The sequence below is a fragment of the Flavobacterium sp. AC274 genome (assembly GCF_979258275.1).
In genome coordinates, this window is sequence record NZ_OZ409852.1 from 1,623,399 (window position 1) to 1,642,739 (window position 19,341).

Genomic DNA, 19,341 nt, shown 5'->3' on the forward strand with positions numbered 1-19,341 from the left:
TCTAAATTGAACCCTTGGACATTTATTGTTCAAGGGTTTTTTTATGACTTTTAAGTTAATTTTTTTAACGTTTGTTGATGATTTTCCAAAGCCCGGAAACTTATGTGGTTTGGGTTAAGTATTATTTTATTTGTTAAATTTTTGGAAGAGTAACTTCTTTTGAAATTATTTTAAGTGTGATTTTTACACCTGATAATTTTATAATTTTTCTTCATGTAATCGATTGTTTTTTTAGTAAAAAGACATCAAATAGGTTATTAATAAAAATATATTTAATATTTATTATTAGCATAAATTACACATGTCATAGAAAAAATAACTTTATTTTTTGATATGTAATTTTTTTGGGAAATTTTTATGATTTTTAATTTTTTATCTAAAAAAATATCTATGTTTGTGTAATCGATTACATGAAGTTTTTAATGTGAAAAGAATTCTTTTTTCAACAATAAAGAAATCGTTGTAGTTGTAATGCTAAAGCTTTCCAAAGAATTATAGAAAAATATAGAAAAAACAAAAAACCACTAAAAACTAGACTAATTAATAACTTAAACACAAAACCATGAATTTTAAAGATTTATTTAATAAAAAAACAAAATGCTGTTTAGCACTTGTTTTCTTATTAGGCTTATTTATGAGCAATCAAATAAGTGCGCAGAATGTTACGCTTGAAGGTACTGTAAAAGATGCTTCGGGTATGGGGCTTCCTGGCGTTAACGTGTTGGAAAAAGGAACCAAGAATGGTACTTCTACAGATTTTGATGGTCGTTATAAACTTAAACTAACAAATGCGAAGGCAATTCTTAATTTCTCTTTTATAGGATTTAAAACCAAAGAAGTCTCGACAGAAGGAAAAACGAAGCTTGATATTTCATTGGCTGAAGATTCTAATAACTTAAATGAAGTTGTAGTAATTGGATATGGAACGTCAAAGAAATCTGATTTGACCGGTGCTGTTGCTACATTTTCCGGAAATGAGATGCGAAAAATTCCAGTTCCCAACGTTGCAGAAGCTTTAACAGGACGTATAGCGGGGGTTCAGGTAACTTCTTCTGAAGGTTCACCAGATTCAAATGTTCAGATTAGAATTCGTGGAAACGGTTCTTTAACACAAGATGCATCTCCTTTATATATAGTAGATGGATTTCCGGTAAATAACATTAATGATATTTCATCTTCTGATATTGATACGATGACCATATTAAAAGATGCTTCATCTACAGCAATCTACGGTTCCAGAGGTGCTTATGGAGTTGTTATTGTTACTACAAAAAAAGGTAAAGATGGTAAGATTTCCGTAAACTATAATATGTTTTACGGTATGAAAAAAATAGCCAATACTATTGGTGTTACCTCTCCGGAAGATTATGTTAAGTGGCAGTATGAATATGCTTCACTTAAGGATAATACTGATTTAAGCTCTTATGAGAAATATTTTGGTTCATGGAATGATTATGATATGTACAAAGGCATGAAAGGCAATAATTGGCAAAGACAAGTTTTTGGACGTACGGGTGAAGTTCAGAGCCGTGATTTATCTATTCGTGGTGGTTCTGATAAAATGAATTATAATTTTAACTATGCTCATTATGATGAAAAAGCGATTATGCTGGGTTCAGATTTTAATAGAAATAACTTATCACTTGCTTTAAATAGTAAAGCTTCTGATAAAGTAGATCTTTCATTTACAGTACGTTATTCAGACACGGAAATTAATGGTGGAGGGATGAATGAACAAAATGAGGTTTCGTCTGCAGACTCTCGTTTAAAAAATGTTGTAGGTTATGCTCCTATTCCAGTTCCGGGTTTAACAACAGATGATACAGATGAAGCAGTTTCTGAAAATCTAACACATCCTTTTGTGGCTATTTATGATACCGATCGCCAGCAATTCAGAAAAAACTATAATTTGTTAGGTAGTTTTTCATGGAAACTTACTTCAGATTTAGTGTTTAAAACAGAATTAGGTCTGGATAATTATAATTATTTAGATTACCGTTATTACGGGCGTTCAACTTATTATGTAAAAAATAATCCTGCGGCAGAAAGACAAGGTATGCCTGCTATGATATTAGGAGATAGAAAAGATACTCGTTTTAGAAATGCAAATACACTTAACTATGATCTTAAAAAAATAGTTGGAGAAAATCATAGTTTAAAATTCCTTTTAGGTGAAGAGTCTATAGACTATCAAAGAAATGATGTAAATACTGCACTTCATGGTTATCCTTTATCTTTTGGTTTGGATCAGGCAAAAAAGCTGACAACTCAGGGAACACCGGTTTCGGTTGATAATTTCTATTTTCCGGATGATAAATTACTTTCTTTCTTTGGTCGTGTGAATTATGATTATAAAGACCGCTATCTTTTTACGGCTACTTATCGTGCAGATGGTTCAAGTAAATTTTTAGGAGATAATAAATGGGGATTTTTTCCGGCAGCAGCAGCAGCATGGAAAATTTCAGGAGAAGAATTTATGAAAAATGCTTCATGGGTTAATTTGCTAAAACTAAGAGTAAGTTACGGTGAGGCTGGTAATAATAATATACCAACTGGGCAAATGGTTCAAAGTTTCATATCTTCTACTTCTACATGGATTAATGGTGTTGATAATTTCTGGGCAGCTTCTAAAACAATGGCTAATCCGGATTTAAAATGGGAAACGACAGTAACACAAAACATAGGTTTAGATTTTGACTTATTCAAAAATCGTGTTACAGGATCTGTTGAGGTGTATAAAAATATCACGAAAGATTTATTAATAAACTTTCCAATTGCAGGAGGAGGATATGATTATCAATACAGAAATATGGGCGAGGTGCAAAACAGTGGTGTTGAGGCAACTTTAAATCTAAATCTTATTGAAAGAAGTAAGTATGGAGTAAGCATCTCTTTTAATGCTGGATTTAATACCAATAAAATTAATTCGCTAGGCGTAATGAGTAATTTCGGAGCGAGTTCAGGATGGGCTTCTACAGCTATTGGAAATGACTTCTTAGTAAACGCTGGAGAGCCTATAGGACTTATGTACGGATATAAAAGTGATGGACGTTATGAAGTGTCTGATTTTGACTATAACGGAGGGACTTATACTTTAAAAACCGGAGTGCCAGACGGTACAACTATTGTTGGAACAATGAAACCGGGTGCAATGAAATTAAAAGATATTGACGGCGATGGTAAAGTAAATGCTAATGATTTAACTGTTATTGGAAATGCAAATCCAAAAAGTACGGGAGGTTTTGTGTTGAATGCTAATGCTTACGGATTTGATCTTTCTGCGGCTTTTAACTATAGTATTGGAAATGATGTTTATAATGCAAACAAAATTGAATTTTCTACTTCGGTTCCAAATGGACAATACAGAAATTTAAATTCTGAAATGGCTGATGGAAAAAGATGGACAAACCTTGATCCTGCTTCAGGACAATTAGTAACAGATCCTGATGGTTTGGCTGCCTTAAATGCAAATACATCAATGTGGTCACCTTATATGCCACGTTATGTTTTTAGTGACTGGGCTGTTGAAGACGGGTCTTTCTTGAGACTTAATACTTTGAGTTTAGGTTATACAACACCAAATGATTTAACTTCTGCTTTAGGAATTTCCAAATTGAGATTTTATTTTACAGCCAGTAATGTTTTTGTTTGGACTAAATACACAGGTCCTGATCCTGAATCTTCAACAAGAAGAAATTCACCGCTTACTCCTGGAGTTGATTATTCAGCTTATCCAAGAAGCAGACAGTTGATATTTGGCTTAAACCTTAATTTTTAATTCAGTAAAACTTTCACAAGATGAAACATAAAATATTAATAGCAGGAATTATTCTAGCAAGTATATTTACTTCCTGCTCAGATGATTATTTAGATGCTCCGGCAGAATCAACATTAGACGAATCAGTTATTTTTTCTAGTCCGGGATTAGCAGAAGGCGCAATTGACGGAATTAAAATTCCGTTTGCAGAAACCAACTCTTACAGAGGTCGTTTTCTTCCTTTTTACGGTTTAAATACCGATGTGGAATGGTATAATTCTTCTCAAACAGTAAGTGATGCTTCAGATTTATGTACTTATGATGCACAAAAGAATAATTCTCAAATGAACACAACAAACAATGCCTGGGCAATGATGTATTCAGGAATTGAGCGTGCTAATATTTGTATTCGTGGTTTACGTACTTACGGTAATCCAACAGCAGGATCTGAGCTGGGTTATTTATTGGGAGAAGCTTTGACATTAAGAGCAATTTATTATGCTGATTTGATAAAAGCATGGGGAGATGTACCTGCGAGATTTGAACCCGTGAACAATGCAACACTTTATATTGAAAAAACAAGTAGAGATGTGATTTACAAACAGCTTCTTGCAGATTTAGGAGAAGCGGCAACATTAGTTCCGTGGCCGGGTGAAACTGCAGCAACAACAAGTGTTGAAAGAATTAATAAAGCTTTCGTAAAAGGTTTTCGTGCACGATTGGCAATGGTAGCAAGTGGTTACCAGCAATATCCTGATGGTGTAAGAAGAAGTTCAGATCCTGAACTATCGGTTCCTAATATGTATGCATTGGCATTAGCAGAATGTCGTTCTGTAATTTCAAGCGGATCAGCACATTTAGAGACTTCTTTTGAAACATTTTGGAGAAAATACAACCAGGAATACATAGTTGCAGGTGGAGAATCTCTTTGGGAACTTCCGTTTTCAGAAGGCAGAGGCCGTATGTTATTTACATTTGCAGTGCGTCACACTACAAACGATCAATTTCATGCAAATGGAGCAAATCGTGGAGGAACTGCAGGACCACTTCCTTTTGTTTTTTACGATTACGATCAGGCAGATACCCGTAGAGATGTTACCTGTGTGCCTTATAAATATGGTACAGCTGTAAATAACATTGCAAAACAGGAACTTGGAGCTTTAAATACTTGGTATTTTGGAAAATATCGTTACGAATGGATGACACGTTTTGTTACTTCAACAAATGATGATGGTGTAAATAAAATTTATATGCGTTATGCCGAGGTACTTTTAATTGCAGCAGAAGCAGCCAATGAAATAGAAGGGCCATCTGCAGCAGCACCATATTTAAAAGAAATACGCAGAAGAGCTTTCCCGGCAGCAGTTCACGCTGATAAAGTTGAAAGTTATGTAGATGCTTTAACAGGAAAAGCTGAAATGTTTAATGCTCTTGTTGAAGAGAATAAATATGAGTTTACAGGAGAAATGGAACGTAAACAGGCTCTTATTCGTTGGAATTTGCTAAAAGCAAAATTAGATGAAGCCAAAGTAAAAATGACAAACTTATCTCAACACATAGGCGAATATTCTGATGTACCGGCTACTTTATATTTTAAATATAAATCAGATAATGTAAGTTTAGATATATATGGTTTAAATCGAGGAGAAGTTGTTAAGCCGAGCGCAGATTACACAGATTTTGAATGGACATGGACAGGCACAGCAACCGATACTAAGATAAATACGCTTTACAAAGCTGGTGTTAATCCTGATAACAGACAATTCTGGCCAATATGGCAAGTGTTTATTGATGGAAGTAATGGTAAATTGGTTAATGATTACAATTATTAATCTCAACAATTATTAATTAATTATAAGACATCATGTTTATGAAAACAAAATATATATTTAAAGGATTAATAATGTCATTATTACTCACAATTGCAGTTTCAGGCTGTGATAGTTATAATGAAGCAGTAATAGAAAATCTCAATGTGAGCAAAGAGTTTTCTCCTATTGAACTTACAGCAAAGGTTAAAAATCAAACTACGGTTGAACTTAACTGGAGTCTAAAACAAGATCAGGTTGTTGACAATTATGTTGTTGAATTTAGTGCAGACGATCCTGAATTTAAAACAATTTTTAAAACAATAAATGTTACACAAGATCAGTTGCCTGTTCAGGTTGCATTAGAAGGTGAAACCGTATATTCAATTAGGGTAAAAGCATTGAGTACATCAGGATTAGATGACTCTGCGTGGTCTGTTGTTACAGCAACAACGTTATCAGAGCAAATTTTCTTCCCTATTCAGGAAACTGATATTGAAGGAACATCTGTTACCGTAAGATGGACTCCTAACAGCAATGTAACACAAATTAGTGTTGCTCCGGGAGGTATTACACACACAATAACTGCTGAAGAAAAAATTGCAGGAGTTGCTATCGTAACAGGACTTAGTGGAGACACATCCTACACGGCTACATTGCTAAATGGACTTAAAACAAGAGGTACGCTAACCTTTACCACAGGCGTTGATGTAAGTACAGGTACTGTAGTTAACCCTGGAGATAATTTAAATTTATTAATTACACAAGCGGCAGCAGGTGCAAAACTGTATCTAATGCCTGGAGATTATAATGCCTATATTGGTGATATCATATTAACTAAACCGATTACAATTAGAGGAGTAAAACGCTATGACAAGCCATTAATAAATGTAACTTTTACAGCAGCGGCAGGAGCATCCTCTTTAAGTTTAATTGATTTAGATTTGGATGGAACCGGAATTAATAATTCTGCTCTTATTACAGTTTCAGGCGCTTCGAGTACATATGATGATATTTTAATAAGCGGCTGTAAGGTTCATGATTACACACGTGCTTTAATTTCTGCGAATGCTCTCTTAACAAAAGTAAGATCGTTTACTGTAGACAATAGTATTGTTAGAAATGTAAATACAAATGTAGGTGCAGATTTAATTGATTTCAGAGCTACTTATATTGCTGAGATTATTCTTAAAAACAGCACATTTGACAATTGCTCGACCAGTCGTGATTTTGTTAGAGTTGACGCTGTTGCACCGGCTAATAGTGGTTTCTCAGGAACCGGTTTAACAACAAATGTATTAATTGATCACTGTACCTTGTATAAAGTATCTAATACAGCAGCACCAAAAAGAATATTATACCTTCGTTTTAATGACAATGCGTCAATAGTACGAAATACTTTGATTACTGAGACAACTGCAATTTATACAAATCAGTCTACTACAAAAGAGCCGACATTTGCTAAAAATTACTATTACAATGCAGCAAGTTTTATGGATGGATCAATTAATTTAAATAAAGTTGATGCTGGCGGAATTGTAGCTGATCCACAATTTACAAATGCTGCAAATGGTGATTTTACAATTGGTAATCAAACTTTAAAAGATAATGCAATTGGAGATCCGCGTTGGATTAAATAATTCATTTTTTCATATTCTAGTTAAAAGGGATGCAATATTTTGCATCCCTTTTTTTATAAAACAAGAAAAGAAATCTGCTCAAATCTGCAAAATCTGCGTGAAACAAACCCTACTCAATATCCAAATCAAATTTCTCTAATAATCCTGCAAGCGCAGTATGAGAAACTTTGGTTCCTTTAATTTTGTTTTCAGATGGATCAAAAGCATAATTTCTTGAAGATCGAAAATCAGCTTTCTCCAAAATACATTCCACGAAAGTGGCATTAGAAAGATCACAGTTTTTAAAAATAGCCAGAGACAAATCTGTATTCGAGAAATCAACATCTTTTAAAGAGCAATCAATAAACTGGGTTTTCTTTAATTTTTTATAAATGAAAGTCGAATAATCAAGCATGCAATCTTCAAAATTCATCGAAAATAAAAAACTGTTACTCGAACTAAAATCCAAACCCATTAATTTACAGCCAATAAATTTGATGTTTTTTAAACCTGTATTTTTAAGGACTGCCAATGAAAGATTACAGTTTTTAAAAGTACAATCTAAAAAATCAATATAACTGAAATCACTTTTAGAGAAATTGCAATTGATGAATTCACAGTTTATAAATTCGTTGTCGGATAATTTTTGATCAGAATAATCAATAGTGTCGAATGTTTTGTTTTGATGTAATGCAGTTTCCATAGAAATAAATTAAGGTTGGGAAAGAAGAGGAGTGTGTGGTTTTTATTCTAATTCGATACAATCAAAAATATCGTTTTTAAGAATTGATTCGGATATTTCTGTCTCACTGTCGATTCTTAAAATATTATCACAATCTTCCAGGTCAAAATTCCATAATGCATAAGGTAATAATTTGTGAAGTATTGCAGTTGCTGATTCTAATTTGGATTTTGAATCAACAGTTGTTTTAAAAACATAAATCATAATTTGCTCTTTTTTACAAGGCAAATTTCAATAAATCAACAGTAACTTTACTAGGATTTCGTAATCAATAATTAGGACTTATCAATCAATTTTCGGTATTGTATAGGCGTAATGCCTTCGTGTTTTTTAAAGAATCTGCTAAAGTAAGAATGATCCTCATGTCCAACCTGCAAAGCAATTTCACTTACCGAAAAAGTAGTTTGAAAGAGTAAATATTTGGCTTCTAATAAAATGGTTTCTTCAATCCATTTGGCTGCAGATTGACCAGTTACAAATTTTACAGATTTGTTCAGATGATTAGGTGTAACATTCAGTAACGAAGCATAATAATTAACCTGATGGTGTGTCTTGATATTATTGTGAATTAACTCTTTGAATTTAGATGAAAGAACTTCGGCAGCAGAAATACTCTTAAAAGTTTGTACGCTATTCTTGTTCATTTCATAAAACAATGCAATTAAATAGGACTGTACAATATTTAGATTTGCGGTTTGGGTTCCTAAATATTCCTGCTGCAACCGACTTAAAATTGCGGTAATAGATTTTACATCTTCTTTTGCTAAACTAATTTTTGGGTTTCCTGATATTTTCAAAAAATCAAAATCATTGATCATTTCACGATTGCCATATTTTCCAATTAAAATATCAGGATGAAATTGGCAAATATAACCGGTATGTGTGCTGTTTACATTTTCTATTGAAAAAATCTGACCCGCAGGAACCATAATAATTTCATTAGAAACAGTTTGATATTCTTTATAACCCACTTTCATTACATGTGTGCCGGAAGTAACAAATAGCAAAGTATGACAACTGTGTTTAGAGGGCGGAACAGGAAATTGTAACTGCATCATTTCTTCCATCTTTAAACAAAAAAAATGATCAGAATTTGATTTGAAAAGTAAATGCATTGGATTTTCTTCGCCAAGAAATTTTTCACGAAATCCCTTTGCTTCATATGTTTTTACTTTTTCGTCCGGCTTTATTTTCATTGTTTAAAATAGTACAATCTAAAATCAAGCAATTGGCAAAGTGCATGATGTTTTTGGTATAATTCTTCAACCACTTCAATAAGATCCTCGTTGTCCTGATATAAACTAAAAAAAGCTTTGTCAATAGTACTGCAGCTCGCAATTTTATTATAGGTTGATCCATAACCCGAAATGGCGCGTGCACCGGTTACATCCAGAAAATATTGGGCTTCTTCTTCGCTTAAATCTAATATTTTTTTATTGGCAAAATGAATGACTTTTCCTTTCATTTTTCCTTCAAAAAGTTCGGCTATTTCTTCAAGGCTATAATAATAATCATGAAGGCATATATTGTTTTCCTGACCCGGCATAACGAGATAAATAATTTCATAATCCTTAAAATTATGATCTTCATAAAGCAATACATTCAAACTTTCTTCTAAACCTTCAATCGTGTCACAGGTTTTATAAATGCTTGCAATTCCCTGGTCAAGGGCAATTTCTTCCAGATTTTTGACCACATCTGTAGTTCTAATTTCATCTACATCAGGAACACCCTCGAGGCAGAAAATAAATTTCTCAGTATCCATGCAACAATCTTTTCCGGTTGGTAATGTGTGATTAAAGGATCACTTTGTTTTCGTTTTGACAAATGTATTTTTTTATGTCTAAAAAATATTATATCACGACAGTTTTAACGCATTTTTTTTTGAAAATTTTAGAGTAAAGAAGATCTAAAAGTTTTTAAAAATCTTTCAGCTTCAAAATAAAATGCAAGATAATTTTGATACAATTTAGAACAATAAAAATTATAAAATTGTAACGATCTATAACTAATTTTGATCGAAACAAATTTATTTCCAATCAAATAAAAAGGCAAAAATGGTAAACGAGAGAGTGATGGAGAAGCTGGGAATATTGGCAGATGCTGCAAAATATGACGTTTCATGTTCTTCGGCTTTAAGCAATCGAAAAAATAAGGATAAAGGGTTAGGAGATGCAAAAGGTTATGGTATTTGCCATTCTTATACAGAAGACGGGCGTTGCGTTTCGTTGCTGAAAATCTTACTGACCAATCATTGCATTTTTGACTGCGCTTATTGTGTAAGCCGAAAAAGCAACGACATTAAAAGGGCAGCTTTTACTGTTGATGAGGTGGTTGATCTTACGATAGGTTTTTACAGAAGAAATTATATTGAAGGGCTTTTTTTGAGTTCCGGTATTTTTGATAATGCAGATTATACCATGGAACGTTTGGTTAGGATTGCGAAAAAATTGCGATTAGAACAAAACTTCAACGGTTATATACATCTTAAAGCGATTCCAGGAGCCAGCGATGAATTGCTCAAAGAAGCCGGAATGTATGCAGATCGTTTAAGTGTAAATGTTGAAATGCCAACAGAGCAAAGTTTAAAATTACTGGCGCCGGATAAAAATCACAAAGACGTGATTCAACCAATGGAATATCTTAAAAATGAAATTGTTGGTTATAAAGAAGAGAAAAAACTAAACTATAAAGCACCACTTTTTGCGCCCGCAGGTCAAAGTACACAAATGGTGATTGGTGCAACAAAAGAAAATGATCTGGAGATTCTGGGCATGGCAGATTATTTTTATCAAAAGATGAATATGAAGCGTGTGTATTATTCCGGATATGTTCCAATAAGTAATGATAATCGGCTTCCGGCTATTGGTACACCAGTTCCTATTATTCGTGAAAACCGTTTGTATCAGGCCGATTGGTTAATTCGATATTATGGATTCAACGTTAATGAAATCGTTGGGTTGAATCAGCCTAATCTTGATCTTGACATCGATCCCAAATTAGGATGGGCACTGCGAAATCTGCATCAATTTCCGGTTGATATAAATACTGCCGATATAGAACTTATAAAACGCATTCCGGGAATTGGTTATTTGGGTGCACAGAAAATTGTTGCCTCCAGAAAATTTAAGAAACTAGTTCCTCAGGATTTACAAAAATTTGGTATTGCTTATAGTAGGTCACAGTATTTCTTGGCTTTTGCCACACCGTTTCAAATGCAGAAGGATTTAACTTCAATTCAAATCAAGGATAAGATTTTAAATATCCAGAAGAGTAAATATAAAAATGATTTTTCTAACCAACTTGCCTTATTTTAATCAAAATGATACTGGTAATTTACGATGGAACTTATGAAGGATGGCTAACAGCCGTATTTGAGATTTATGAATATAAATTGGAAGATACTGTTTTTAGTAAAAACGGCGCTTGTGATGCTCTGTTATTTTCATCCAACCATGTTGTGATAACAGATTTTAAAAAGGCAAATCGTGTTTTAAACGGACTAAAACAGCGCCTTTCGGCAGATGGATTTTCAAGTTTTCATAAAGCATTTTTGTCTGAAGTAAATCATATAGAACAGACCATGTTTCAGTTTGCTCAATATATTTTTTCGACCACAAAAAATGTAGAAGAGGATTTTAGTAATGCTGCAGTTTGGGATATACGAAAGGCAACCCGACTCACCGGAAAAGAAGCGCATAGGATGGAAGCATTTGTGCGTTTTAAATTAACCAAAGACCAGCTTTATTATGCCATAATCGAACCCGAATGTGATGTGCTGCATCTTATAGAAAATCATTTTAAAAATCGCTATGCAGATCAGCGCTGGTTAATTTATGACGCAAAGCGTAAATATGGAGTTTATTATGATCTTGAAAACCTTTCGACCGTAGAGTTAGAATTTAATCAGGGGCCAGTTTCGTCTAAATTTTTAACTGAAATATGCGACGAGCAGGAAGAGTTTTTTCAGCATCTTTGGAAACGTTATTTTAGCAGTGTAAATATTGAGTCAAGAAAAAATATGAAACTGCATATTCAGCATATGCCAAAACGTTATTGGAGAAATCTGATAGAAAAAATTCCTTCAATCAATAAAAAATAGTTTTAACAAGAAAGCCTTAATAATTTATTAAGGCTTTCTTGTTATTAGAATATTAGATTGATATTTTTGTTTAATCCCAAATTTCATTCATCTCAGTCAGTACAATAGGTTTGCCATCAGTAACAACAATAGTATGTTCGTGCTGTGCCATAAAACCGCCTTTATTGCCAACCATTGTCCAGCCGTCCTGTAAAGTTTCGGCATATGTTGAGGTTGTCGAAATAAAAGTTTCAATTGCAACTACCGAATTTTTCTTGAATCTTGTCAGGTTAAATCGATCTCTGTAATTCGCTATTTCATGTGGTTCTTCATGAAGACCTCTTCCAATTCCATGGCCTGTTAGATTTTTAATGACTTTGTATCCTTTTTTCTTAGCTTCAGTTTCGATTAAAAAACCAATATCAGAAATGCGAACTCCGCCCTTTATATTGTAAATTGCTTTATGTAGAATTTGTTTTGAAACTTCAATCAATTTTTGGTGCTCGTTTACATCTGTTCCAATAACAAATGAACCTCCATTATCAGACCAGAAACCATCAAGTTCTGCAGAAACATCAATATTAATTAAATCACCTTCATTAAGAATTCTTTTATCAGACGGAATGCCGTGACAAAATTCATTGTTTACACTTATACATGTCCATCCCGGAAAACCATAAGTCAGGTATGGAGCTGATTTTGCGCCTAAGTCATTCAGAATTTGTCCGCCATAGTTGTCTAATTCCTTTGTAGACATACCTGGTTTGGCAAAATCTCTCATTTCTTTTAAAGTAAAAGCAACAGCCTCACTTGCCTTTTTCATTCCAATTAATTCTGATTCTTGTTTTATAGACATGTTTTTTATTTTAGGAATTCAATATTAATTATTTTCTACCAATTCAATATCCATCGTTTTTATTAATCCGTCTTGAAAAGTATAAATGTGTTTTACCATTCCGTCAAAGATTAAACCGCCTTGCAAATCTTTTACGTTTTGATGCACCTTAACTTCTAAGCTTCCATTTTCTCTTTCATCAAAGCCAACAGGTTCTACTTTTGGGTTTATTTCCGTCCATTGTCTTGTCCAATATTCTTTAATTTCATTGTGGCCACTTATATAACCGCCTTCCCAGGCTTTTGACCATTGTACATCTTCTTGCATTGTCGACAATGCGTTTTCAATGTTTCTGTCATTAAAAGCGGTATATGCTTTATGTATCGTATTCTCAAGTTGATTTGCCATTATTGTTTTGAATTAAATTATTAGAAAAATTTAATTTTACCTAAACTCCGGGTTTTTACTAAAAAGAGTTATTTGTATATATTATGACTAATATAAAACTAATTTACTAAAGAGTGAATAGTTTGTCTATTTCTCTTCTTCTAAATTGTCAACAGCAGAAATCTGGTCCAATATATTGGTTTGATTGGGCGAAATGTAATTTTTGACCTCACTCGTATTTTCTTTCTTAAAAAGAATATCCAGTGCGTTGTATAGTTTTAATAAAACATCCTTGTCTTCTTTTGCAATTTCTAAGGCAGTATTGAAATTAAAAACATAATTATTCGAATTGCGTACCTCTACTTTTATTGTTTTAGATGTGATTTTAAATTTAACTATGTCCATATTTACAACGTATTAACTTTTTCGACTTTTTCTAACATGCCATTAAAAAGTATTAAAGGTATTTAATTATTTAGAGATATAACTTAATTATTTAAAGTTCCTTGCTGTAATTTTTGATGCAAAGAGGAATTAATTTCAATAAAAAAACCCTAATCAATTGATGATTAGGGTTTTGTTTTTTGTAGCGAGGACGGGAGTTGAACCCGTGACCTCAGGGTTATGAATCCTGCGCTCTAACCAACTGAGCTACCTCGCCAAGATTGCAAGTGAACCGTGTTCCTCATTGCGGGTGCAAATATAAAAATTTTATTAGAGCTTACAAGCATAAAATGAAGAAAAAAATATTTTTAAAAACGCATTGTTTTTGGACATATATTCTTATATTTCGAAAAAATTAAAAGTAGCACATGGATCCAAAAATACGTTACGAAATAGAGTTTCCAATAAATTCTTCGCCGCAATTATTATATCAATATATATCAACTCCGTCAGGTTTATCAGAATGGTTTGCTGACAATGTAAATTCAAGAGGTGAATTTTTCACTTTTATTTGGAACGATTCGCAGGAAAAAGCGCGTTTGGCATCTAAGAAAACAGGTGAAAAAGTAAAGTTTAAATGGGTCGACGAAAGTAGTAAAGACACTGAATACTTTTTTGAATTGCATATTTTAGTTGATGAATTAACTAAAGATGTATCATTAATGGTAGTTGATTTTGCAGAAAAAGAAGAAGTTGGCGAAGCTAAACAATTGTGGGAGAATCAGATCTCAGATCTAAAACATCTTATAGGATCTGTTTAGTAAAAGTCTATTTTATGCCTTATATTTGCCCTGAACAAAATTCAGGGTTTTTTTATGATCAATTTTAACGGAAACATAGTAGCGCAAAACGATAATGTATTAACTCAAAATCGTGCGTTTTTGTACGGAGATGGTGTTTTTGAAACGCTAAAAATAATCAATAACAAAATCTTGTTTCTTGAAGATCATTATTTCAGGTTAATGGCTTCGATGCGTGTAGTTCGAATGGAAATTCCGATGAACTTTACAATGGAATATTTTGAAGAACAGGTTTTAAGCCTGGTACAGCAAAAAGGAATTTCAGTATCTGCCAGAGCAAGAATTACAGTTTTTAGAAATGATGGAGGGTGGTATTTACCCCAAACGAATGAAGTTTCGTTTTTAATTCATGCAACTGTACTTGATGCCACTTTGTATGCGTTAAATACTGATTCTTATGAAGTTGATTTGTATAAAGATTTCTATGTAACCAAGCAATTGTTATCGTCTATTAAAACGACGAATAAAATGATTAACGTTACCGGAAGTATTTTTGCGCACGAAAATGGGTTGCAAAACTGTATTTTACTTAACGATGCAAAAAATGTTGTTGAGGTATTACAGGGAAATTTATTTATGGTGACAGGTAAAAAATTAATTACGCCTCCAGTTTCTGAAGGATGTTTGAATGGTGTAATGCGTAAACAAATATTAGCTTTAGCCAAAAAAGTTACAGATATAGAAGTATCAGAAGAAATAATTTCGCCATTTGATCTTCAAAAAGCTGACGAATTATTTCTTACAAATGTGATCACAGGGATACAGTCGATAAGTAAATATCGAAAAAAAGAGTTTACAAGTAATCTGGCTCATTTATTAATACAAAAACTAAACGAATCCATTTCTGAGAATTAATTCAAATATGGATTTTCAGGTGCATTTGACCAAATAACGTAATCTCCGCCCAACTCAATAATTTGTTCTTTCCAAAAATGAGTAGTAGATTTTCCGATAATTTTATTTTTGTAATTATTATCGGCAATAATCCAGGAGTTACCCTGCATCTCACTTTCGAGCTGATTTTCGTCCCAACCTGTGTATCCTAAGAAAAAACGAATGTTATTTTTATTAATAGATCCGTCGTTTATTAAGTCTTTGGTTGATTCAAAATCACCTCCCCAATATATACCATTAGAAATCTCCACACTATTTGGGATTAATTCCGGAATATTATGAATAAAATAAAGATTGTCCTGTTCTACAGGACCGCCATTATATATCTTGAAAGAGGCATCAATCTCAGGAATTAAGTCATTAATAGTGTACTTTAAGGGTTTATTAATAATAAATCCTATTGATCCTTCCTTGTTATGATCTGCTAATAAAATTACCGATCTATTAAATGATAAATCTCCAATTATAGAAGGCTCGGCAATAAGCAGGTGTCCTTTTTTTAATTTTTCTGAAATCATACGGCTACAATTTTTATTAAATTTAGTTATAAATTTTTAAAAAACCCAAATAAAATCGTTAAACCGTACAAAAAAACCCTCCATAAGGAGGGTTTTAATTATATTATAAGTTTAGAGAACTTTCTTACTTAGTTCACTGCACCTTCTAATTCAGCACCAGCTTTAAATTTCACTACATTTTTAGCAGCGATTTTGATAGTTTTTCCTGTTTGAGGATTTCTACCGTCTCTAGCAGCTCTAGCAGATACCGACCATGATCCAAAACCTACTAATGAAATTCTTCCACCTTTTTTCAAAGTAGATCCTACATTTCCTAAAAATGATTCTAAAGCTAATTTTGCCGCAGCTTTTGTAATTCCTGCATCAGCAGCGATAGCATCGATTAATTCTGATTTGTTCATAATAATTAGTTATTAATTGTTGGTTAAAAAAATTGTTAATACACAAATTTAATAGGAAATCCGTTCCTTGCAAGTGTTTTCTTTAAATTTAGCAAAAATTGTTAATAACTTGCTTTTTTTGTTCATAAAGCAGGTTGTTTAATCAAATAATACAGGTAAAAACCCCCGTTTTATTGGTCTTAATAGACTTTTGCGTCTTCTGTAAAAGTGATACCATTTAGTAATTCAGCTACTTGCATTCTTTTTTTGCCGGGTAACTGCAAACTTAAAAGTAAAATATAACCATTCTTAATAGCGATTTTAATTTCTTTTTTACTGCTAATTAAGCTTCCAATTTCAAAAGAATGTGATTCCAAAACCAATTTTGCCTCATATATTTTAATGCTTAATTCTTCATTTTTATCCTTCAAAAAACACCACGCTGCCGGATAAGGGCTTAATCCGCGAATTAAATTATTGATTTCGTCGCCAGATTTAGTCCAGTCAATCTTACAATTTTCCTTATTTAATTTGTAAGCAGTTTTAATTTCTTCGTTATCTTCCTGAATTGTAGTAGTTACATTTCCGTTTTCAATAATTTTTAAAGTGTCAATTACAGTTGTACTTCCTAAATTCATTAATCGGTCGTGTAATTCTCCGGCGCTTTCTGATGGCTCAATTGCAATTTCAGAATTTAAAATCATAGCTCCGGTATCAATTTTATCATCAATAAAAAAAGTTGTTACGCCTGTTTTAGTTTCTCCATTAATAATCGCCCAGTTGATTGGTGCTGCTCCGCGATAATTAGGTAATAAAGAGGCATGAAGATTAAAAGTTCCTAAACTTGGCATTTCCCATACTACTTTTGGCAACATTCTAAAAGCAACCACGATTTGCAAATTAGCATTTAAAGCTTTTAACTCCGCCAGAAAAGTTTCGTCTTTTAAATTAGTAGGCTGTAATAAAGTAAGGTTGTTCGCCAGTGCATATTCTTTCACTGCCGAATATTTTATTTTTTGTCCACGTCCGGCCGGTTTATCAGCAGCCGTAATAACGCCAACAACATCGTAATTGTTTTTGATAATGGTGTCCAGAATGCCAACGGCAAATTCCGGAGTTCCCATAAATATAATTCTCAATTTTTCCATTATGATTTTAAAGTGTATTTATTATTGGGTTGAATGGTAATATGATTGTTCTCTAATAATTCCTGAAGCACCAAAATAATATCATTGGCATCCATTTTTATTTGTGTCTGAATTTCTCTTGAAGTCAAAGCTGCCGATTTTAGTAAATGCAGAATTTTATCTGCAATCGAATCAGCTTCGGTGATTTTTCCTTTTTGAGTAATGCAGTAAGAACAAACGCCACAGTTTTCTTTTGTTTCTTCTCCAAAGTAATCCAAAATCAAACGGTTCTTGCAGGTTTTATTCTCCTTTATATAATGTAGAACAGATAAAAGTTGTTCTTTTTTTAGCTGATTTTGTTTTTCCAGATATTTCGAAACCCTGTTTATGGTAAGATCATCTTCGCGAACTTCATTAAATAATATAGTAGCGTCGTTGTTTTTCGATTTGTATTCGATGATTTCTTTCTCTCTAAGTTTTTCTAAAACAGCCAAAACCTGTTCTTCAGTATGATTTGATTTTTTTGCAATCAAAGAAAGATTAAAAGGAGTTTTCATTTCATAAACTCCGGGATAGGTTCTTAAAATCGCCAGTATAATTTCCTCATCATTTTGATTCAGACTCGTATATCGAATCACTTCTTTTGATTCGATTAAAAACTGCAGTGTAATTTTTTCTGAGAATTCCTGTGATAGCGTAATGATTCCCTGTTGATTTAAAAACTGCAAAGCATTATACGTTTTTAAAGTGGGAAACTCATATTTATGACAAAAATGATTTAGTTTAAAAGAAAAAGTATCATCTAAACCTTCACCATAGGCAATCTGAAAATAGTTGCAAAGTTTGACATACATCGTTTTTAAAAACTTCTTATCCGGCAAAACACTTAAAAATTGCTGTTCGGTTTGATTTGCATCTGAATTGTTATAAAGCAAAACTGAAAAAGCTTTTTCGCCATTTCGTCCCGCTCTTCCGGATTCCTGATAATAATTTTCTATATTTTCAGGAAGTTGAGTATGAATAACCGTTTTTACGTTGTCTTTGTCAATTCCCATTCCAAACGCATTCGTGGCTACAATAACCTGTGCTTGTTCCGACATCCACAACTGCATATTTTTATCTTTTTCTTTTGCCGAAAGTCCTCCGTGATAATAAGTTGCCTTGAATCCTAACGATTGCAGTTGTGATGAAATACTCAAACATGATTTTCGATTTCGTACATATATAATAGAAGGCTGTGGATTTTTCTTCAAAATTTGTTCGGTACGATACAATTTGTCTTCGACCTCAAAAATCATGTAAGCAATATTTTTTCTTTCAAATGATTGTTGAAAAAGTTTTGGGGCTTTTAAACCTAATTCTGTATTGATATCTTCAATAACTCTTGGAGTTGCTGTTGCTGTCAATGCTAGAAAAGGAATCTTAGGAAAATATTTTTTAAGCTCAGAAATTTTCAGATAAGCCGGACGAAAATCGTGTCCCCATTGCGAAACACAATGCGCTTCATCAATAGCAATTAAATTTATAGGAAGATTTTTGATGCGTTCCAAAATCCAATCAGACTGAAGTCTTTCAGGAGAAAGATATAAAAACTTATAATTTCCGTATTGACAATTGTCGAGAAGATCAATGATTTCTTCCGTGTGAATTCCGCCTGTCAGCGCAATGGCTTTAATCTCCCTTTTTGCAAATTCGCGACCTGATCTTTCATAAGGGCAATCAAAGGCGAAATCACCAAACAAATTCCGTCCTGCATCATTGCAGGAACCTGAAAACAAATCGATTTTCCGCCACCCGTTGGGAGCAAAGCAAAAGTATCCTGACCTTCTAAAACCGAGTCAATAATTTCCTTTTGCAACGGTCTAAAACTGTCGTGTTTCCAGTATTTTAAAAGAATTTCCTGTGCTTCTGGCATAGCTTTGGTTTTAAAGTTAAAAATTTAGAAATCA

The 19,341-nt window shown here is 33.0% G+C and carries 17 protein-coding genes, 1 tRNA gene and 1 pseudogene; 7 read left to right on the top strand and 12 right to left on the bottom strand.

Annotated elements, in window-relative coordinates:
- Positions 1–562: 562 nt before the first annotated feature.
- The 3 genes from ACZZZT_RS07520 to ACZZZT_RS07530 all read left to right on the top strand — a co-directional run bounded on the left by ACZZZT_RS07520 (position 563) and on the right by ACZZZT_RS07530 (position 7,205).
- A complete protein-coding gene (locus ACZZZT_RS07520; RefSeq protein ID WP_463459937.1) occupies positions 563–3,778 on the top strand; it encodes a SusC/RagA family TonB-linked outer membrane protein in 3,216 nt (1,071 codons plus the stop codon).
- A gap of 20 nt (positions 3,779–3,798) precedes the next feature.
- Positions 3,799–5,589 carry a RagB/SusD family nutrient uptake outer membrane protein gene (locus tag ACZZZT_RS07525; RefSeq protein ID WP_463459938.1) on the top strand — a complete coding sequence of 597 codons (1,791 nt, stop codon included), beginning with the start codon at positions 3,799–3,801 and terminating at the stop codon, positions 5,587–5,589.
- A 71-nt stretch (positions 5,590–5,660) separates the two neighbouring features.
- On the top strand, positions 5,661–7,205 hold the full coding sequence (locus tag ACZZZT_RS07530; protein WP_463459939.1) for a DUF5123 domain-containing protein: 1,545 nt from the start codon (positions 5,661–5,663) through the stop codon (positions 7,203–7,205).
- Positions 7,206–7,314: 109 nt separating this feature from the next.
- Here ACZZZT_RS07530 and ACZZZT_RS07535 read toward each other — a convergent pair whose 3' ends face one another.
- The 4 genes from ACZZZT_RS07535 to ACZZZT_RS07550 all read right to left on the bottom strand — a co-directional run bounded on the left by ACZZZT_RS07535 (position 7,315) and on the right by ACZZZT_RS07550 (position 9,691).
- Complete coding sequence (locus tag ACZZZT_RS07535; protein WP_073396445.1) at positions 7,315–7,887, bottom strand: pentapeptide repeat-containing protein; 573 nt, start codon at positions 7,885–7,887, stop codon at positions 7,315–7,317.
- Positions 7,888–7,929: 42 nt separating this feature from the next.
- Positions 7,930–8,130 carry a hypothetical protein gene (locus ACZZZT_RS07540; protein WP_042567263.1) on the bottom strand — a complete coding sequence of 67 codons (201 nt, stop codon included), beginning with the start codon at positions 8,128–8,130 and terminating at the stop codon, positions 7,930–7,932.
- A 71-nt stretch (positions 8,131–8,201) separates the two neighbouring features.
- Positions 8,202–9,122: a helix-turn-helix domain-containing protein gene (locus ACZZZT_RS07545; RefSeq protein WP_463459940.1), complete on the bottom strand. Its 921-nt coding sequence runs from the start codon at positions 9,120–9,122 to the stop codon at positions 8,202–8,204.
- Entirely contained in the window at positions 9,119–9,691 is a 573-nt protein-coding gene (locus ACZZZT_RS07550; protein WP_042567265.1) for a DUF6642 family protein, read from the bottom strand. The genes ACZZZT_RS07545 and ACZZZT_RS07550 overlap by 4 nt, the downstream gene beginning before the upstream one ends.
- 292 nt (positions 9,692–9,983) lie before the next feature.
- On the opposite strand from ACZZZT_RS07550, the gene ACZZZT_RS07555 reads away from it, so the two are divergent.
- Together ACZZZT_RS07555 and ACZZZT_RS07560 are read left to right on the top strand one after the other, a co-directional pair.
- Positions 9,984–11,243, top strand: a complete 1,260-nt coding sequence (locus tag ACZZZT_RS07555; RefSeq protein WP_463459941.1) for a putative DNA modification/repair radical SAM protein — start codon at positions 9,984–9,986, stop codon at positions 11,241–11,243.
- A 5-nt stretch (positions 11,244–11,248) separates the two neighbouring features.
- Positions 11,249–12,028 (top strand): TIGR03915 family putative DNA repair protein, encoded by a 780-nt coding sequence (locus ACZZZT_RS07560; RefSeq protein ID WP_463459942.1) that lies wholly within the window; start codon positions 11,249–11,251, stop codon positions 12,026–12,028.
- 70 nt (positions 12,029–12,098) lie between these two features.
- On the opposite strand, the gene map is transcribed toward ACZZZT_RS07560, so the two are convergent.
- The 4 genes from map to ACZZZT_RS07580 form a co-directional block, all read right to left on the bottom strand.
- Positions 12,099–12,863, bottom strand: a complete 765-nt coding sequence (gene map, locus ACZZZT_RS07565) for a type I methionyl aminopeptidase (protein WP_463459943.1) — start codon at positions 12,861–12,863, stop codon at positions 12,099–12,101.
- A 24-nt stretch (positions 12,864–12,887) separates the two neighbouring features.
- The gene (locus ACZZZT_RS07570) at positions 12,888–13,250 is read right to left on the bottom strand and encodes a nuclear transport factor 2 family protein (RefSeq protein ID WP_302093392.1); all 363 of its coding nucleotides are present in this window, start codon (positions 13,248–13,250) and stop codon (positions 12,888–12,890) included.
- A gap of 126 nt (positions 13,251–13,376) precedes the next feature.
- The gene (locus ACZZZT_RS07575; RefSeq protein ID WP_042567270.1) at positions 13,377–13,634 is read right to left on the bottom strand and encodes a hypothetical protein; all 258 of its coding nucleotides are present in this window, start codon (positions 13,632–13,634) and stop codon (positions 13,377–13,379) included.
- Between the two features lie 182 nt (positions 13,635–13,816).
- Positions 13,817–13,890 (bottom strand) — tRNA-Met (locus ACZZZT_RS07580).
- A gap of 151 nt (positions 13,891–14,041) precedes the next feature.
- On the opposite strand from ACZZZT_RS07580, the gene ACZZZT_RS07585 reads away from it, so the two are divergent.
- The gene (locus ACZZZT_RS07585; protein WP_026984135.1) at positions 14,042–14,434 is read left to right on the top strand and encodes an START-like domain-containing protein; all 393 of its coding nucleotides are present in this window, start codon (positions 14,042–14,044) and stop codon (positions 14,432–14,434) included.
- A 54-nt stretch (positions 14,435–14,488) separates the two neighbouring features.
- Positions 14,489–15,328, top strand: a complete 840-nt coding sequence (locus ACZZZT_RS07590; protein ID WP_463459944.1) for an aminotransferase class IV — start codon at positions 14,489–14,491, stop codon at positions 15,326–15,328.
- Here ACZZZT_RS07590 and ACZZZT_RS07595 read toward each other — a convergent pair.
- The 4 genes and pseudogenes from ACZZZT_RS07595 to ACZZZT_RS07610 form a co-directional block, all read right to left on the bottom strand.
- The gene (locus ACZZZT_RS07595) at positions 15,325–15,885 is read right to left on the bottom strand and encodes a YqgE/AlgH family protein (RefSeq protein ID WP_042567272.1); all 561 of its coding nucleotides are present in this window, start codon (positions 15,883–15,885) and stop codon (positions 15,325–15,327) included. The two genes, ACZZZT_RS07590 and ACZZZT_RS07595, sit on opposite strands and share 4 nt — an antisense overlap.
- 128 nt (positions 15,886–16,013) lie before the next feature.
- Positions 16,014–16,286 (bottom strand): HU family DNA-binding protein, encoded by a 273-nt coding sequence (locus tag ACZZZT_RS07600; protein ID WP_042567273.1) that lies wholly within the window; start codon positions 16,284–16,286, stop codon positions 16,014–16,016.
- A 179-nt stretch (positions 16,287–16,465) separates the two neighbouring features.
- The gene (gene fmt / locus ACZZZT_RS07605; protein WP_042567274.1) at positions 16,466–17,413 is read right to left on the bottom strand and encodes a methionyl-tRNA formyltransferase; all 948 of its coding nucleotides are present in this window, start codon (positions 17,411–17,413) and stop codon (positions 16,466–16,468) included.
- Positions 17,413–19,307: pseudogene (locus ACZZZT_RS07610) on the bottom strand (RecQ family ATP-dependent DNA helicase). Before ACZZZT_RS07610 ends, fmt begins: the two are co-directional and overlap by 1 nt.
- Between the last annotated feature and the right edge of the window lie 34 nt (positions 19,308–19,341).

Excerpts from the sequence above, each read along its gene's own strand:
- ACZZZT_RS07520 (WP_463459937.1), top strand. The coding sequence starts at position 563 with ATGAATTTTAAAGATTTATTTAATAAAAAAACAAAATGCTGTTTAGCA.
- ACZZZT_RS07525 (WP_463459938.1), top strand. The coding sequence starts at position 3,799 with ATGAAACATAAAATATTAATAGCAGGAATTATTCTAGCAAGTATATTT.
- ACZZZT_RS07530 (WP_463459939.1), top strand. The coding sequence starts at position 5,661 with ATGTCATTATTACTCACAATTGCAGTTTCAGGCTGTGATAGTTATAAT.
- ACZZZT_RS07535 (WP_073396445.1), bottom strand. The coding sequence starts at position 7,887 with ATGGAAACTGCATTACATCAAAACAAAACATTCGACACTATTGATTAT.
- ACZZZT_RS07540 (WP_042567263.1), bottom strand. The coding sequence starts at position 8,130 with ATGATTTATGTTTTTAAAACAACTGTTGATTCAAAATCCAAATTAGAA.
- ACZZZT_RS07545 (WP_463459940.1), bottom strand. The coding sequence starts at position 9,122 with ATGAAAATAAAGCCGGACGAAAAAGTAAAAACATATGAAGCAAAGGGA.
- ACZZZT_RS07550 (WP_042567265.1), bottom strand. The coding sequence starts at position 9,691 with ATGGATACTGAGAAATTTATTTTCTGCCTCGAGGGTGTTCCTGATGTA.
- ACZZZT_RS07555 (WP_463459941.1), top strand. The coding sequence starts at position 9,984 with ATGGTAAACGAGAGAGTGATGGAGAAGCTGGGAATATTGGCAGATGCT.
- ACZZZT_RS07560 (WP_463459942.1), top strand. The coding sequence starts at position 11,249 with ATGATACTGGTAATTTACGATGGAACTTATGAAGGATGGCTAACAGCC.
- map (WP_463459943.1), bottom strand. The coding sequence starts at position 12,863 with ATGTCTATAAAACAAGAATCAGAATTAATTGGAATGAAAAAGGCAAGT.
- ACZZZT_RS07570 (WP_302093392.1), bottom strand. The coding sequence starts at position 13,250 with ATGGCAAATCAACTTGAGAATACGATACATAAAGCATATACCGCTTTT.
- ACZZZT_RS07575 (WP_042567270.1), bottom strand. The coding sequence starts at position 13,634 with ATGGACATAGTTAAATTTAAAATCACATCTAAAACAATAAAAGTAGAG.
- ACZZZT_RS07585 (WP_026984135.1), top strand. The coding sequence starts at position 14,042 with ATGGATCCAAAAATACGTTACGAAATAGAGTTTCCAATAAATTCTTCG.
- ACZZZT_RS07590 (WP_463459944.1), top strand. The coding sequence starts at position 14,489 with ATGATCAATTTTAACGGAAACATAGTAGCGCAAAACGATAATGTATTA.
- ACZZZT_RS07595 (WP_042567272.1), bottom strand. The coding sequence starts at position 15,885 with ATGATTTCAGAAAAATTAAAAAAAGGACACCTGCTTATTGCCGAGCCT.
- ACZZZT_RS07600 (WP_042567273.1), bottom strand. The coding sequence starts at position 16,286 with ATGAACAAATCAGAATTAATCGATGCTATCGCTGCTGATGCAGGAATT.
- fmt (WP_042567274.1), bottom strand. The coding sequence starts at position 17,413 with ATGGAAAAATTGAGAATTATATTTATGGGAACTCCGGAATTTGCCGTT.